The following is a 13,693-nucleotide window of genomic DNA, read 5'->3' as shown; positions in this document are numbered from 1 at the left end:
TGCCCAGGCCCGGGGCTCGCCCCGGAATGGCCGATGCGGGAGAATCTCGGCCGAATTCCAAGGAACCCCACGTGCCACAGCCCGCTTTCGATCTTCAGGCCACCATTGCGCGTCTCTTCGTCTATCCCGTCAAATCATGCGCCGGAGTCGAGCTCCCCGAGGCGCTGCTGACCGAAACCGGGCTCGAATTCGACCGCGCCTGGATGGTGGTCGATGCACAGGGCGAGTTCGTCACCCAGCGCCAGCTGCCGCGCATGGCGCTGATCAAGCCGCAAATGAAGCAGATGGAAGTGGTGCTGCGGGCGCCCGGCATGCTGGCCCTGCACCTCGCGTTCGACAAGGTCGAAAAGCCGGTGCGCGCGAAAGTCTGGAAAGACGAAGTAGCCGCCTACGACATGGGCGATATCGCGGCGCAGTGGTTCAGCGACTTTCTCTCCGAGCCGGGCAAGCCGCAGACGCTGCGCCTGGTGCGCTTCGATCCTGAGCACAAGCGGCTGTCAAGCCTGGATTGGACGGGGGGCGTCGAGGCAACGAACCAGTTTGCCGACGGCTACCCGCTGCTGGTGGCCAGCGAGGGTTCGCTGGCCGAACTCAACGAGCGGCTGGCCGCCGCGGGGCACGATGCGGTCGGCATCGAACGCTTTCGGCCCAACATCGTGCTGGCGGGCATCGAGTCGCACGATGAAGACCGCGTCGACGCGCTGCACATCGAAACAGCCGAAGGCGACGCCGAGCTCAAGCCGGTAAAGCCCTGCACGCGTTGTCCGATTCCGGACATCGACCCGGCCACCGGCGTCAGCAGCCCCGAGGTTGGCGACATGCTGCGCACCTACCGCGCCGATGCGCGCGTCGACGGGCGGATCACCTTCGGCATGAACTGCATCGTGCTGCAGGGCATGGAGCACATGCTCAAAATCGGGCAGGCCGTGGGCGCGAACTACCGGTTCGAATGAAGGGCAGCCGGAAAGGCAGCCGCACGCTGCGCGGGCTGGCGGTGCTTTTGGCGCTCGTCGCGCTTGCGTCGGTGCTGCTTTTTGTCGGCAATCAGTCGCGATGGCTCCAGCCGCCTGCAGCGCGGCCCTTTTTGCTCTCCCACCGCGGCGTGCATCAGACTTTCGATGTGCGCGGTTTGCGCAGCGATACCTGCACCGCCGGCCAGATTCACGCGCCAACGCATGCGTTGATCGAAAACACGCTGCCGTCGATGCGGGCAGCCTTCGACGCCGGCGCGGACATGGTGGAGTTCGATGTCCATCCCACCAAAGACGGCGCGTTTGCGGTGTTCCACGACTGGACGCTTGAATGCCGAACCGAGGGGCGAGGCGTCGTGCGCGATTACGCGCTGGCGCAACTGCAGGTGCTGGACGTGGGCTACGGCTATACCTACGACGGGGGCAAGACCTATCCGTTGCGAGGTAAGGGCATCGGATTGATGCCGAGTCTGTCGCAGGTACTGGGCGAGTTCCCGACGAGGCGCTTTCTGATTCACATGAAGAGCCGCGACGCGGAAGAAGGCCGGCTGCTTGCAGGCCGCCTCGCCGCTCTGGATGCCGTGCAGAGAAGCCGACTCGTGGTGTACGGCAGCGACGAGCCGGTCAGCGCGCTCAAGCAGGCGTTGCCGGACATTCGAATCGCGCCGCGCAGTGCGCTGGTGCAGTGCCTGCTGCGCTACGCGGCGCTTGGCTGGTCGAGCTACATGCCCGAAGCATGCCGGAGCGGCTTGATGCTGGTGCCGGTCAATGTGGCGCCATGGCTCTGGGGCTGGCCGCATCGGCTGCAGCGCCGGCTGGAGACAGCCGACACTCGGCTGGTGGTGGTCGGGCCCTATGCGGGCGGCGACTTCAGTAGTGGCATCGACAACACCGAGACGCTTGCGGAGCTGCCCCTCGACTATCGCGGCGGGCTGTGGACCAATCGCATCGAGCGCATCGGTCCGGCAGTGCGCTCCCGCATGCCGGATTGAAGCCGGAGGCGCCTCAGAAGCTCACGCCGGCAATCAGCATGATGTTGGCGTAGGGCGTGCACTCGCCCGTGCGCACGATGGCACGCGCCTTCGCGCTGCGGCGCTTGAACTCTTCATGCGACACGGTTTGCGGCGAAATGCCGAGCGATTGCGGATACCAGGCGGGCAGGGCGTTGGCGCCGTTCAGGGCCTCATCCGCCACCACGATGCTCTCGACCTGCATCTCCGAAAGAACGGCTTGAAGCACCTCGGTGAGCAGCGGCACGCCGCGTGTCACCGCAAGGTCGATGCGCCGCGGTCCGTCCGGAATCGGCAGGCCCGCATCGCCGATCACCAGCATGTCGCCGTGGCCCATCGAGGCGATGACCTGGGAAAGTTCGGAGTTGAGCAGGGCGGTACGTTTCACAGCGCGGTCCAGTCAGGGGGCATGGGGCTTTGCAGCACGGCGTCGCGCTGCGGAATGGAAGGTTGGGCGCCGGGCTGCTGAATGCACAGCGCGGCCGCGCGAATGCCCAGGCGAACGGCTTCGTCGAACGACTGGCCTTCGCCCAATGCGACCGCCAGCGCACCGAGGAAGGTGTCGCCGGCCGCGGTGGTGTCGACCGCCTGCACTTTGGGTGCGGGATGGTGGCGCGCGCCGTCGGCATCGACAGCCACCGCGCCGCGCGCGCCGAGCGTGACGACCACGCGCTGAATGCCCTTGGCACGCAAGGCTTGGCCGGCCAGCGCGGCTTCCTGCGAGCTATCGGCGACCTGTCCGCACAGCGCCTCCGCTTCGATTTCATTGACGACCAGCGTGTCGATGCGCGGCCACAGCGGCTCGGCGATGGGCTGCACCGGCGACGGGTTGAGCAGCACCTTGCAGCCTGCCTCGTGTGCCACCGTGATGGCGCGGGCAACCTCGTGCATCGGTGTCTCGAACTGCGCCACCAGAAAGGCCGCGCCTTGCAGCTGTTGCCGCAGCGCCGCCTCGTCGATCTCTACCTTCGCGTTGGCGCCGGGGATCATCACGATGCGGTTCTGGCCGCTGTCCTCCACCAGGATCAGCGCCGTGCCGGTGGGCTCGCTGCCGTCCGTGCGCAGCGCGGCGGTGTCGATGCCGTCTTGCGTGAGCGCTGAGCGCAGCGCCTGGCCGTGCGCGTCGCTGCCGACGCAGCCGATCATGCTGACCCTGCCGCCTTCGCGCGCGCAGCTCACGGCCTGGTTGGCGCCCTTGCCGCCGGGAATGTGGGCGATCGAGCGGCCCAGCAGGGTTTCACCGGCGGAAGGCGCCTGCGGCACGCGCAGCACGATGTCCATGTTCAGGCTGCCGAGCACCACGATGCGGGGCTGCTGCTGCGCAGCGCTGGGAAAAGAAGGCTGGGAACTCACGGGGCGCGGGACTTTCGGTTTTCCGTTGGAGAAGAAACAGGCGCGGCGGCAGGAGCGGGCACGGCCGCCTCGCGGAAGCTCGCATGCCGCGCTGTCGAGGCGCGCACGCGAAGCTCGGGCTGCAGCACCACCTTGCGCGCATCGCGCCGCTTGCCGCCCACGCGCTCCAGCAGCATGTCGACCGCCAGTGCGCCGATGCGCTCCTTGGGTTGCGCCACGGTAGTGAGCGGGGGGCTGGTGTAGGCCGAGAGTTCGATGTCGTCGAAGCCGACGATCGACAGGTCGTCGGGCACATGCACGCCGCTTTCATGCGCCGCGCGCAGGGCGCCGATGGCCATCAGATCGTTGCAGACGAACACGGCCGAAGGCGCCTGCTCGGTACGCAGGATGGCGTGCATCGCCTCGTAGCCGCCCTGGCTCGTGAAGCCGCCGCGCCACAGCAGCGCATCGGCATTCGGCGTGGCGCCGGCTTCGGCCAGCGCCATGCGCCAGCCTTCGATGCGCTGCTCGCTCGGCATCACGCCCACCGGCCCGCCAATGCAGGCAATGCGCTTGTGGCCGAGCGACAGCAGGTGCCGCACCGCGAGCAGGCCGCCCTGCATGTGGGCGGTTTCCACCAGGTCGCAGGCCGGGTCCGCAATCTCGCGGTCGACCAGCACCGTGGGAATGCGCAGGCCGTGCAGTTGCGTGACCAGCGAGTCGTCGTCGCCCGCGCCCGTGGACACCACGATCAGCCCGTCGATGCGGCGTTCGGCCAGCACCTGCAGGTACACGCTCTGGCGCCGGGGCTCGTCGTCGGTGTTGCACAGCACCAGCGTGTAACCGGCGCCAAAGCAGCGGTCTTCCACGATGCGCACGATCTCGGCAAAGTACGGGTTCGAACTGTTTGGAATCAGCATGCCCAGCGTCGACGTGGTGTTGCTCTTCAGGCTGCGCGCCATCGCATTCGGCACATAGCCCAATTCGCGGATGGCCTGCTCCACCCGTTCGCGACCCTTGGCGCTCACGTGGCGCGTGTCGTTGACCACATGCGAGACGGTGGTAACCGAAACCCCCGCGCGCAGCGCGACGTCCTTGATGGTGGCCATGGCGTGTTCCCTTTTTCATGAAGGCGTCAGGCCAGGCGGCGATCGGCCCGGCGCTGGCGCAAGGTGTCGATGATCACCGCAACCACGATCACCGCGCCGGTGATGATGCGCTTGCTCGGCTCGCTCGCGCCCACCTGGGCGAGCCCGGCTTCGAGCACCGCGATGATGAGCACGCCGAAGAAGGTGTTGACCACCGAGCCGCGTCCGCCCATGAGGCTGGTGCCGCCGATCACCACGGCCGCGATCACCTGCAGCTCGATGCCGACGCCTGCATTCGGGTCCGCCGCCTCGAGCCGTGCCGACTGCATCAGCCCCGCAAGCCCGGCCAAGAGGCCGGTGGCGGCAAACACGATGATGCGGATCGGCCGCGGGTCGATGCCCGCAAGCCGCATGGCTTCTTCATTGGTGCCGATGCCCACCACGTGCCGGCCGAAGACCGTGCGCGTGAGTACCAGTTGGCCCACCACCACCAGCACCACCGCCAGCACGAAAGCCGCCGAAATGCCGCCGACCCAGGGCGCTGCAAGGCCGGAGATCGCATCGCCCACATATTGCGTGCGCGAATCGGTGACCAGATACGCACCGCCGCGCACTGCTTCGAGCATGCCCAGCGAGACGATGAAGCTCGGAAGGCGCCATGCCACCGACACCGCGCCCGTGACCGTGCCGCACACCAGCCCGGTCGCAAGGCCCAGCGCGGCAGCCACCGGCACCGAGAGCTGCCATTGCAAGATGGCTGCGGCCGTGACCGCGGCGCTGAGGGCGAGCACCGAGCCCACCGAAAGATCGATGCCCGCGATGATCAGCACGAAGGTCATGCCGATGGCCATCACCGCCAGAGCGGGAATTTCGTTGGCAATGGAGATGAAGGTTTCGCGGGTAAAGAAGTACTCGCTCAGCGAACCGAAAAGCACGACCATGCCCACGAGCACGACCGTGAGGCCAAGGTAGGTGCCCAACTGGCCCTTGAGAGCGGAGGGCTGGGCGGAGGTAGCGGCGGCTGCGTTCATGGTGTCTCGGCGGAGGCCGGTTGGGCCTTGTTCGAATCGGAAATGGCGGAGCCCGCCATCGGGGGCGTCGGCGGCATTGGCGCAGGGGCGCGTCCCGCCGCGTCGCTGAAAGCGGCGGCGAGCAGCGATTGTTCGCTCCACTGGCCGCGCTCGAACACTGCCACCAGCCGGCCGGCGCTCATCACGCCGATGCGGTCGCACATGGCCATCAGCTCGCGCAGGTCGCTAGACACCATCAAGAGCGCCTTGCCGGCCTCGGTCATGCGGTCGAGTTCGGCATACAGGTCGGCACGCGCACCCACGTCCACGCCGCGCGTGGGCTCGTCGAGCAATAGCACCTTGCATTCGCGGTGCAGCCAGCGTGCGAACACCACCTTCTGCTGGTTGCCGCCGCTCAGCGTGGCAACGGGCTGCTCGATGCTGCGCGAACGAATGCGCAGCAGCTCGACCAGCCGCTTGGCAATGCCGCGCTCCTTGGCGCGTTGCAGCCAGCCGGCGTGCGAGATGGCGCCCAGGTCGCTCAACGTGGCATTGACGCGAATCGGCTGCGTGAGCAGCAAGCCTTGCGACTTACGGTCTTCAGTCACCAGGCCGATGCCCGCGCGAATGGCCTGCATCGGCGACCGCCAGCCCTTGGGCGCGCGCTGCACCGGCTGCGTGCTGGCGATGCCGTCGTATAGAAGAATTTCACCGCTGTCGGCGCGGTCCGCACCGAACAGCAGCCGCACGAGTTCGGTCCGGCCCGAACCGACCAGGCCCGCCAGGCCCATGACTTCGCCCGCGTGCAGGTCGATGTCCACGCCCTTCACGACCTCGGCGCGGCCGATGCCGCGCGCGCTCAGCAGTACTGGGCCGGCCACTCGGCGGTCACGCCCTTCGTGTTCGTGCACCGCGCGTCCCACCATGCGCTGGACCAGTTCGGATTCGCGCACGCCGGCCATGGCGCGCACATCGACCAGCCGGCCGTCGCGCAGCACCGCCACGCGGTCGGCAATGCGCTGCAATTCCTCGAGCCGGTGCGACACATAGACGATGGCCACGCCGCGCGCCTTGAGCAGTTCGATCTGCTCGAATAGGTGCGAGGTTTCGCGCGGCGTGAGCATGGCGGTGGGCTCGTCGAGCACCAGCACGCGCGTGTCGTCCTGCAGGTTGCGCGCAATCTCGACCATCTGCTGCTGGCCAATGCCGAGCCGCGCCACGGGCGTGGCCGGGTCGATGTTCTGCATGCCGATTTTTGCGAGCTGCTGCGCGGCCAGGTCGTGCAGTTTGCCGCGGCGAATCCAGCCGGTCTGGTTGGGCAGCCGGTCGAGCAGCAGGTTCTCGGCCACCGACAGCGTGTTGACCAGCCCCAGCTCCTGCATGACCATGCGCACGCCCAGCCGCTCGGCGTCGCGGCGCGATGCGGGCTGGAACGGCGTGCCGCCCAGCAGCATCTGGCCGCGCGTCGGCTGCACCAGGCCGCAGACGATCTTCGAGAGGGTGCTCTTGCCCGCGCCGTTCTCGCCCGTGAGCGCAAGCACTTCGCCGGCATTCAGTACCAGCGAAACGTCGTCGAGCACCGGCGCCGCATAGTCCTTGCCGAGTGCGCTCAGCGAGAGCACGGGCGTGGCAAGACCTGTATTCATGGCGACGGCGGATGCGTTCAACGGCGACTCTTTCTCTTGTTGCTTACTTGGACGACGTCTTGGTGACCAGCACCACGTCAGTCTTCACTTCGGCCGGCATGCTCGACTGCGGCTTTTTCTCGGCCAGCGCCTTGAGCGCGGTCTCGATGCCGAACACCGCCTGCTTGGCGGCGAACTGGTCCGCGGTGGCAAGCATGCGGCCGTCCTTCAGCATCGGCTTGATGGCGCCGATGTTGTCGTAGCCCACCACCAGCACCTTGCCGGTCTTGCCGGCGGCCTTGACGGCAGCCACGGCGCCCAGCGCCATGCTGTCGTTGCCCGCCAGCAGCGCCTTCAGGTCGGGGTGCTCGCGCATCATGCCGGCGGCCACCGTGTTGCCCTTGTCGATTTCCCACTGGCCCGACTGCACGCCCACCACCGTCACGCCGGCGGCCTTCATCGCGTCCTGGTAGCCGAGGGTGCGCTGCTGCGCATTGAAGGTGGTCGAAACGCCTTCGATGATGCCGACCTTGTCGCCGGCTTTCAGGCTCTTGGCCAGCTCGTCGCCGACCAGCTTGGCGCCGGCGCGGTTGTCAGGGCCGACGAAAGGCACCTGGATGCCCTTTTCCTTCAGCGCGGCGGCGTCGAACTGGTTGTCGATGTTGACGACCAGGATGCCCCGGTCGATGGCCGCCTTGACCACCGGCACCAGCGCCTTCGAATCGGCCGGCGCAATGACCAGCGCATTGATCTTCTGCGCCATCATCTGCTCGACCATCTTGATCTGGGCAGCCGTGTCGGTCTCGTCCTTGATGCCGTTGGCCACCAGCGTGTATTGCGAGGCATTGGCTTTCTGGTGCGCCTTGGCGCCGTCTTCCATGGTGCGGAAGAATTCGTTGGCCAGCGACTTCATGACCAGCGCCACCTTGGGCTTCTCTTGGGCGAGGGCGGGCGTGGCGGCGAAGGCGCCCAGCAACGTCAGAGCGGCTGCGCTTTGCAGCGTACGGCGGGTGAACTTCATGGTGATGTGTCTCCTGAGGTGGTTGAGCGGGGGCGCCGGTCTCTGCCGGGGGCTCCGATATTAACTAACGAAAACGTTTGCGCAAACGTTTGCTACTTGGGTTTAACCCTGAGCAATTTGAGCTGTCTCGCACACCCCGCAAACGGTGGCTGAGCCGGCTCGCCTAAAATCCTGGGTTACCCAGAGGACCCCCCATGAGTTTGCAATGCGGCATCGTCGGCCTGCCCAACGTCGGTAAATCCACCCTTTTCAATGCGTTGACCAAGGCCGGTATCGCAGCGGAAAACTATCCGTTCTGCACCATCGAGCCCAACGTGGGCGTGGTGGAAGTGCCCGATCCGCGGCTCGCGCAGCTCAGCGAGATCGTCAAGCCCGAGCGCGTGGTGCCCGCCATCGTCGAGTTCGTCGACATCGCCGGCCTGGTGGCCGGCGCCAGCACGGGCGAGGGCCTGGGCAACAAGTTTCTTGCGCACATCCGCGAAACCGACGCCACGGTGAACGTGGTGCGCTGCTTCGACGACGAGAACGTGATCCACGTGGCCGGCAAGGTCGACCCGATCTCCGACATCGAAGTGATCCAGACCGAGCTCTGCCTGGCCGACCTGGCCACGGTAGAGAAGGCGCTACACCGCCACACCAAGGTGGCCCGCTCAGGCGACAAGGACGCGCAGAAGCTCGTCGGCCTGCTCGAGCGCTGCCAGGCCGCGCTGAACGAGAACACGCCGGTGCGCGCGCTCGAGTTCACCAAGGAAGAGCAGCCGCTGGTCAAGAGCTTCACGCTCATCACCGCCAAGCCCGCGATGTTCGTCGGCAACGTGGCCGAAGACGGCTTCGAGAACAACCCGTACCTCGACCGCCTGCGCGAGTACGCGGCCAAGCAGGGCGCTCCCGTGGTCGCCATCTGCGCCAAGATCGAAGCCGACCTGGCCGAGATGGACGACGAAGACAAGAAGATGTTCCTTGCCGAAATCGGCCAGGAAGAGCCGGGCCTCAACCGCCTGATTCGCGCGGCCTTCAAGCTGCTGGGCCTGCAGACCTACTTCACCGCCGGCGTGAAGGAAGTGCGCGCCTGGACCATCCACATCGGCGACACCGGTCCGCAGGCAGCGGGCGTGATTCACGGCGACTTCGAAAAGGGCTACATCCGTGCCCAGACCATCGCGTTCGAGGACTACATCGCCTACAAGGGCGAACAGGGCGCGAAGGACGCGGGCAAGATGCGTTCGGAAGGCAAGGAATACGTCGTGAAAGACGGCGACGTGATGAACTTCCTCTTCAGCTCGTGAAGCTCGCCACGTGCTCACCGTCCATCACCTGAACAACTCGCGCTCGCAGCGCGTGCTGTGGCTTCTCGAAGAACTCGGGCTGCCTTACGAGATCGTTCACTACCAGCGCGATCCGAAGACCATGTTGGCGCCCGCTTCGCTGCGGGCCGTTCATCCGCTGGGCAAGTCGCCGGTGGTCACGACGGACGACGGGCTCACGCTCGCGGAATCGGGCGCGATCATCGAGACGGTGATCGAGCGCTACGGCAACGGCCAACTGGCGCCGGCGCCGGGCACGGCAGAGGCGCTGCGCTACCGCTACTGGCTGCACTTTGCAGAAGGCACGGCCATGTCGCCGCTGCTGCTGAAGCTGGTGTTCGACAAGATCGAGCGCAGCAAGATGCCTTTCTTCGTGAAGCCGGTCGCGAAGATGATTTCGGGCAAGGCCAAGGCGGCCATCGTCGTGCCCAACATCGAGAGCCACCTGAACTTCATGGAAGCCGAGCTCGGCAAGAGCGAATGGTTTGCGGGCAATGAGTTCACGGGCGCCGACATCCAGATGAGCTTTCCCGTCGAAGCCTCGCAGGCGCGCGGCGGCCTGAATGCAACGCGCCCCCGCCTCATGGCCTATCTGGAGCGCATCTACGCGCGCCCGGCCTACCGGCGTGCGCTGGAACGCGGCGGCCCCTACGATCTGTTGAGCTGAAGCGCGTGCGCCGGGGCTACCCCGGAAAGATGTAGAGCAGCGCCACCGTCATGCACACGTAGCGCAAGAATTTGCCGATCACCATGTATCCAAGGCATGGCCAGAACGGCAGCTTGAGCCAACCCGCCACCGCGCAGAGCGGATCGCCGACGATCGGCAGCCAGCTCAAGAGGCAGGCCTTGGGGCCGAGCCGCTCCAGCCAACTCAATACGCGCACATGATGTTTCGAGTGCGAGTATTTGTCTGCGACCTTGTGCGCGCCGTAGCCGATCCACCAGTCGACCGCACCGCCCAGCGTGTTGCCCGCCGTCGCCACCAGAACCGCCGGCCAGAACAGTTCGGGGTTGAGCTTGAGCAAGCCGAAAAGAATGGGCTCGGAACCCACCGGCAGCAGCGTGGCCGAGACGAAGGCCGCGATGAACAGCGTAGAGAGTCCGTATTGCGGAAGCGCGAGTAGCGCCAGAAGAGCGTCGAGCCAGGCTTGCATAAGGTGAAATGAGTCGACGCAGTATAGGTAGCCCGCTTGCCTGTACGGGTCGGAGAAAGCGCCGAAGCCGCCCGGTTTTATGCCCCTACCCCAGGCGCAAATCGTTTCAGTCGCCGAAATCGCGCGTGGCTACAATCGTGCCTCATTTTTCAGCAGCCGAACTCGCGACGCTCTCTCCTCCATGACCTTGCAGATCGGCACCCACACGCTGGAAAACCGCCTGTTCGCCGCGCCGATGGCCGGCGTGACGGACCGGCCTTTTCGCATGCTGTGCCGCCAGCTTGGCGCGGGCTATGCGGTCAGCGAGATGGTGACCTCGCGCAAAGACCTGTGGAACACGCTCAAGACATCGCGCCGCGCCAACCATGACGGCGAGCCCGGCCCCATTGCGGTTCAGATTGCCGGCACCGACGCGGCCATGATGGCCGAGGCCACGGTCTACAACATCGAGCGTGGCGCGCAGATCATCGACATCAACATGGGCTGCCCGGCCAAGAAGGTCTGCAACAAGTGGGCCGGCTCGGCGTTGATGCGCGACGAGCCGCTGGCGCGCGAGATCGTGCAGGCGGTGGTGAATGCGGCGCAACCTTTCAACGTGCCGGTCACGCTCAAGATGCGCACCGGCTGGAGCCAGGAGCACCGCAATGCGGTGAGGCTCGCGCGCGATTTTGAATCGGCCGGCGTGCAGATGCTCACCGTGCATGGCCGTACCCGCGAGCAGGGCTACAAGGGCAGCGCCGAGTACGACACCATTGCCGCGGTGAAGGCCGCGGTGCGCATTCCCGTGGTGGCCAACGGCGACATCAATTCACCGGAGAAGGCGCGCGACGTGCTCGCGGCCACCGGTGCCGATGCGGTGATGATCGGCCGTGCAGCGCAAGGCCGGCCGTGGATCTTTCGTGAGATTTCTCACTTTCTTGCAACGGGTACGCATCTTGCGCCCCCGCTCGTCATAGAGGTTCGCCGCTTGCTGCTCGATCATCTGGTGGAGCACTATGCGCTCTACGGCGAGTTCAGCGGCGTGCGCACTGCGCGCAAGCACATCGGCTGGTATGTGCGTACGCTTGCGGACGGCGAAGCCTTCCGCGCGCAGATGAACACCATCGAAGATTCCGCCGCGCAGCTGCGTGCGGTCGGCGATTATTTCGACGGGTTGGCGGACCGCATGGACCGCATGCCCGTGCACCAGGCGGCCGAAGAGCTGTCCGGTGAAGAGGAGGCGGCTTGCGCCGCTGATTGAGAGAGAAGAAGAGAAGAAAAGCATGAGCAAGAAACACATCGAGGACTGCGTTCGCACCAGTCTGGACAGCTACTTTCGCGATTTGCGCGGCACCGAACCCGACGGCATGTACGAGATGCTCGTGCGCGTGGTCGAGAAACCCTTGCTCGATGTCGTGATGACGCGCGCCGAGGGAAACCAGTCGAAGGCTGCGCAATGGTTGGGCCTGAATCGCAACACGCTTCGCAAGAAGCTGGTTGAACACAAACTTTTGAAATAACTACACGGCATATTCCATGGCCCAGACCGCACTCATCTCCGTCTCCGACAAAACCGGCATCCTCGAATTCGCGCAAGCGCTGCACGGACTCGGCATCAAGCTCTTGTCCACCGGCGGCACCGCCAAGCTGCTGGCCGACGCCGGCCTGCCCGTGACCGAAGTGGCCGACCACACCGGTTTTCCTGAAATGCTCGATGGCCGCGTGAAGACGCTGCACCCCAAGATTCACGGCGGCCTGCTGGCGCGCCGCGACCTGCCCGCGCACGTGGCGGCCATCCAGGAACACGGCATCGACACCATCGACCTGCTGGTGGTCAATCTCTATCCGTTCGAAGCCACAGTGGCCAAGGCCGGCTGCACGCTCGAAGACGCCATCGAGAACATCGACATCGGCGGACCGGCCATGGTGCGCAGCGCGGCCAAGAACTGGAAAGACGTGGGCGTGCTGACCGACGCCTCGCAATACCCCGTGGCGCTGGCCGAGCTCCAGGCCGGCGGCAAGCTCAGCGACAAGACCAAGTTCGCGTTCTCGGTGGCCGCGTTCAACCGCATCGCCGACTACGACGGCGCCATCAGCGACTATCTTTCGGCCATCGACTTCGAGGCCAGCATCGGCCAGCCTTCGCCCACGCGCTCGCTGTTCCCTGCGCAAAGCAACGGCCGCTTCGTGAAGGTGCAGGACCTGCGCTACGGCGAGAACCCGCATCAGCAGGCCGCGTTCTATCGCGACCTGTATCCGGCGCCGGGCTCGCTCGTGTCGGCGAAGCAATTGCAGGGCAAGGAGCTCAGCTACAACAACATCGCCGATGCGGACGCCGCATGGGAATGCGTGAAGAGCTTCGACGTGCCCGCGTGCGTGATCGTGAAGCACGCCAACCCGTGCGGCGTGGCCGTGGGCGCGGACGCGCTCGAGGCCTACGGCAAGGCGTTCAAGACCGATCCGACCTCGGCCTTCGGCGGCATCATCGCCTTCAACCGCCCGGTGGACCTTGCCACTGCGCAGGCCGTTAACAAGCAGTTCGTCGAAGTGCTGATGGCACCGGGCTACACGCCCGAGGCGCTCGAGGTGTTCCAGGCAACCAAGGCCAAGCTCAACGTGCGCGTGCTCGAAATCGCCCTGCCCAAGGGTGGCGCCACCGACTGGGACAACGGCCGCAACGCGATGGACGTGAAGCGCGTCGGCTCGGGCCTCTTGATCCAGACCGCCGACAACCACGAGCTCGCGGCCAGCGACCTCAAGGTGGTCACGAAGAAGCAACCCACGCCCGAGCAGCTGCAAGACCTGCTGTTTGCATGGAAGGTTGCCAAGTATGTGAAGAGCAACGCCATCGTGTTTTGCGCCGGCGGCATGACCATGGGCGTGGGCGCGGGCCAGATGAGCCGCCTCGATTCGGCGCGCATCGCGAGCATCAAGGCCGAGCATGCGGGCCTGTCGCTCAAGGACACGGCGGTGGCGAGCGATGCCTTCTTCCCGTTCCGCGACGGCCTCGACGTGGTGGTCGACGCCGGTGCGAGCTGCGTCATTCAGCCGGGCGGTTCGATGCGCGACCAGGAAGTGATCGACGCGGCCGACGAGCGCGGCGTGGTCATGGTGCTTTCGGGCGTGCGCCACTTCCGTCACTGAGCATCAACCGCCCTTCGGGCAAGGCCGGGCTGTACCGCCAGCGTTTTGCTGGCGT

Annotated in this window: 14 protein-coding genes; 7 read left to right on the top strand and 7 right to left on the bottom strand. The window is 66.0% G+C overall.

Annotation, left to right across the window (positions count from 1 at the left end):
* Positions 1–71: 71 nt before the first annotated feature.
* Positions 72–953 (top strand): MOSC domain-containing protein, encoded by an 882-nt coding sequence (locus GOQ09_RS22815; protein WP_157615981.1) that lies wholly within the window; start codon positions 72–74, stop codon positions 951–953.
* Positions 950–1,963, top strand: coding sequence for a glycerophosphodiester phosphodiesterase family protein (locus GOQ09_RS22810; protein ID WP_157615979.1), 1,014 nt, complete (start codon positions 950–952; stop codon positions 1,961–1,963). The genes GOQ09_RS22815 and GOQ09_RS22810 overlap by 4 nt, the downstream gene beginning before the upstream one ends.
* Positions 1,964–1,976: 13 nt before the next feature.
* On the opposite strand, the gene rbsD is transcribed toward GOQ09_RS22810, so the two are convergent.
* From rbsD to GOQ09_RS22780, 6 genes are read right to left on the bottom strand one after another with little or no spacing between them, the layout of a single operon-like run.
* Positions 1,977–2,369, bottom strand: a complete 393-nt coding sequence (gene rbsD / locus GOQ09_RS22805) for a D-ribose pyranase (RefSeq protein WP_157615977.1) — start codon at positions 2,367–2,369, stop codon at positions 1,977–1,979.
* Positions 2,366–3,334 (bottom strand): ribokinase, encoded by a 969-nt coding sequence (gene rbsK / locus GOQ09_RS22800; RefSeq protein ID WP_165442115.1) that lies wholly within the window; start codon positions 3,332–3,334, stop codon positions 2,366–2,368. The genes rbsD and rbsK overlap by 4 nt, the downstream gene beginning before the upstream one ends.
* Positions 3,331–4,422 (bottom strand): LacI family DNA-binding transcriptional regulator, encoded by a 1,092-nt coding sequence (locus GOQ09_RS22795; protein WP_157615975.1) that lies wholly within the window; start codon positions 4,420–4,422, stop codon positions 3,331–3,333. The genes rbsK and GOQ09_RS22795 overlap by 4 nt, the downstream gene beginning before the upstream one ends.
* A 26-nt stretch (positions 4,423–4,448) precedes the next feature.
* A complete protein-coding gene (locus GOQ09_RS22790) occupies positions 4,449–5,432 on the bottom strand; it encodes an ABC transporter permease (protein ID WP_157615974.1) in 984 nt (327 codons plus the stop codon).
* Positions 5,429–7,057, bottom strand: a complete 1,629-nt coding sequence (locus GOQ09_RS22785; protein WP_157615972.1) for a sugar ABC transporter ATP-binding protein — start codon at positions 7,055–7,057, stop codon at positions 5,429–5,431. Before GOQ09_RS22785 ends, GOQ09_RS22790 begins: the two co-directional genes overlap by 4 nt.
* Before the next feature lie 43 nt (positions 7,058–7,100).
* Entirely contained in the window at positions 7,101–8,057 is a 957-nt protein-coding gene (locus GOQ09_RS22780) for a sugar ABC transporter substrate-binding protein (RefSeq protein WP_157615970.1), read from the bottom strand.
* Between the two features lie 194 nt (positions 8,058–8,251).
* On the opposite strand from GOQ09_RS22780, the gene ychF reads away from it, so the two are divergent.
* Together ychF and GOQ09_RS22770 are read left to right on the top strand one after the other, a co-directional pair.
* Positions 8,252–9,343 (top strand): redox-regulated ATPase YchF, encoded by a 1,092-nt coding sequence (ychF, locus tag GOQ09_RS22775; RefSeq protein WP_157615968.1) that lies wholly within the window; start codon positions 8,252–8,254, stop codon positions 9,341–9,343.
* A gap of 10 nt (positions 9,344–9,353) precedes the next feature.
* A complete protein-coding gene (locus GOQ09_RS22770; protein WP_157615966.1) occupies positions 9,354–10,028 on the top strand; it encodes a glutathione S-transferase family protein in 675 nt (224 codons plus the stop codon).
* Between the two features lie 16 nt (positions 10,029–10,044).
* Here GOQ09_RS22770 and GOQ09_RS22765 read toward each other — a convergent pair whose 3' ends face one another.
* Positions 10,045–10,515: a YqaA family protein gene (locus GOQ09_RS22765; protein WP_157615964.1), complete on the bottom strand. Its 471-nt coding sequence runs from the start codon at positions 10,513–10,515 to the stop codon at positions 10,045–10,047.
* A 181-nt stretch (positions 10,516–10,696) separates the two neighbouring features.
* Between GOQ09_RS22765 and dusB the strand changes: the two genes are divergently transcribed.
* The 3 genes from dusB to purH are packed head-to-tail and all read left to right on the top strand — an operon-like array spanning position 10,697 to position 13,638.
* Positions 10,697–11,755 (top strand): tRNA dihydrouridine synthase DusB, encoded by a 1,059-nt coding sequence (gene dusB / locus GOQ09_RS22760; RefSeq protein WP_157615962.1) that lies wholly within the window; start codon positions 10,697–10,699, stop codon positions 11,753–11,755.
* Between the two features lie 22 nt (positions 11,756–11,777).
* On the top strand, positions 11,778–12,014 hold the full coding sequence (locus GOQ09_RS22755; RefSeq protein WP_007838304.1) for a Fis family transcriptional regulator: 237 nt from the start codon (positions 11,778–11,780) through the stop codon (positions 12,012–12,014).
* A 16-nt stretch (positions 12,015–12,030) separates the two neighbouring features.
* Entirely contained in the window at positions 12,031–13,638 is a 1,608-nt protein-coding gene (gene purH, locus GOQ09_RS22750) for a bifunctional phosphoribosylaminoimidazolecarboxamide formyltransferase/IMP cyclohydrolase (protein WP_157615960.1), read from the top strand.
* Positions 13,639–13,693: the final 55 nt, after the last annotated feature.

It is taken from the genome of Variovorax paradoxus (assembly GCF_009755665.1).
Lineage (GTDB): Bacteria > Pseudomonadota > Gammaproteobacteria > Burkholderiales > Burkholderiaceae_C > Variovorax > Variovorax paradoxus_G.
This window is presented reverse-complemented; position numbering and strand designations above follow the sequence as displayed.

What these genes read in the sequence shown, in the direction of transcription:
- dusB (WP_157615962.1), top strand. Translation starts at nt 10,697, where the DNA reads ATGACCTTGCAGATCGGCACCCACACGCTGGAAAACCGCCTGTTCGCC.
- GOQ09_RS22765 (WP_157615964.1), bottom strand. Translation starts at nt 10,515, where the DNA reads ATGCAAGCCTGGCTCGACGCTCTTCTGGCGCTACTCGCGCTTCCGCAA.
- GOQ09_RS22810 (WP_157615979.1), top strand. Translation starts at nt 950, where the DNA reads ATGAAGGGCAGCCGGAAAGGCAGCCGCACGCTGCGCGGGCTGGCGGTG.
- GOQ09_RS22780 (WP_157615970.1), bottom strand. Translation starts at nt 8,057, where the DNA reads ATGAAGTTCACCCGCCGTACGCTGCAAAGCGCAGCCGCTCTGACGTTG.
- GOQ09_RS22785 (WP_157615972.1), bottom strand. Translation starts at nt 7,057, where the DNA reads ATGAATACAGGTCTTGCCACGCCCGTGCTCTCGCTGAGCGCACTCGGC.
- ychF (WP_157615968.1), top strand. Translation starts at nt 8,252, where the DNA reads ATGAGTTTGCAATGCGGCATCGTCGGCCTGCCCAACGTCGGTAAATCC.
- purH (WP_157615960.1), top strand. Translation starts at nt 12,031, where the DNA reads ATGGCCCAGACCGCACTCATCTCCGTCTCCGACAAAACCGGCATCCTC.
- GOQ09_RS22795 (WP_157615975.1), bottom strand. Translation starts at nt 4,422, where the DNA reads ATGGCCACCATCAAGGACGTCGCGCTGCGCGCGGGGGTTTCGGTTACC.
- GOQ09_RS22790 (WP_157615974.1), bottom strand. Translation starts at nt 5,432, where the DNA reads ATGAACGCAGCCGCCGCTACCTCCGCCCAGCCCTCCGCTCTCAAGGGC.
- GOQ09_RS22755 (WP_007838304.1), top strand. Translation starts at nt 11,778, where the DNA reads ATGAGCAAGAAACACATCGAGGACTGCGTTCGCACCAGTCTGGACAGC.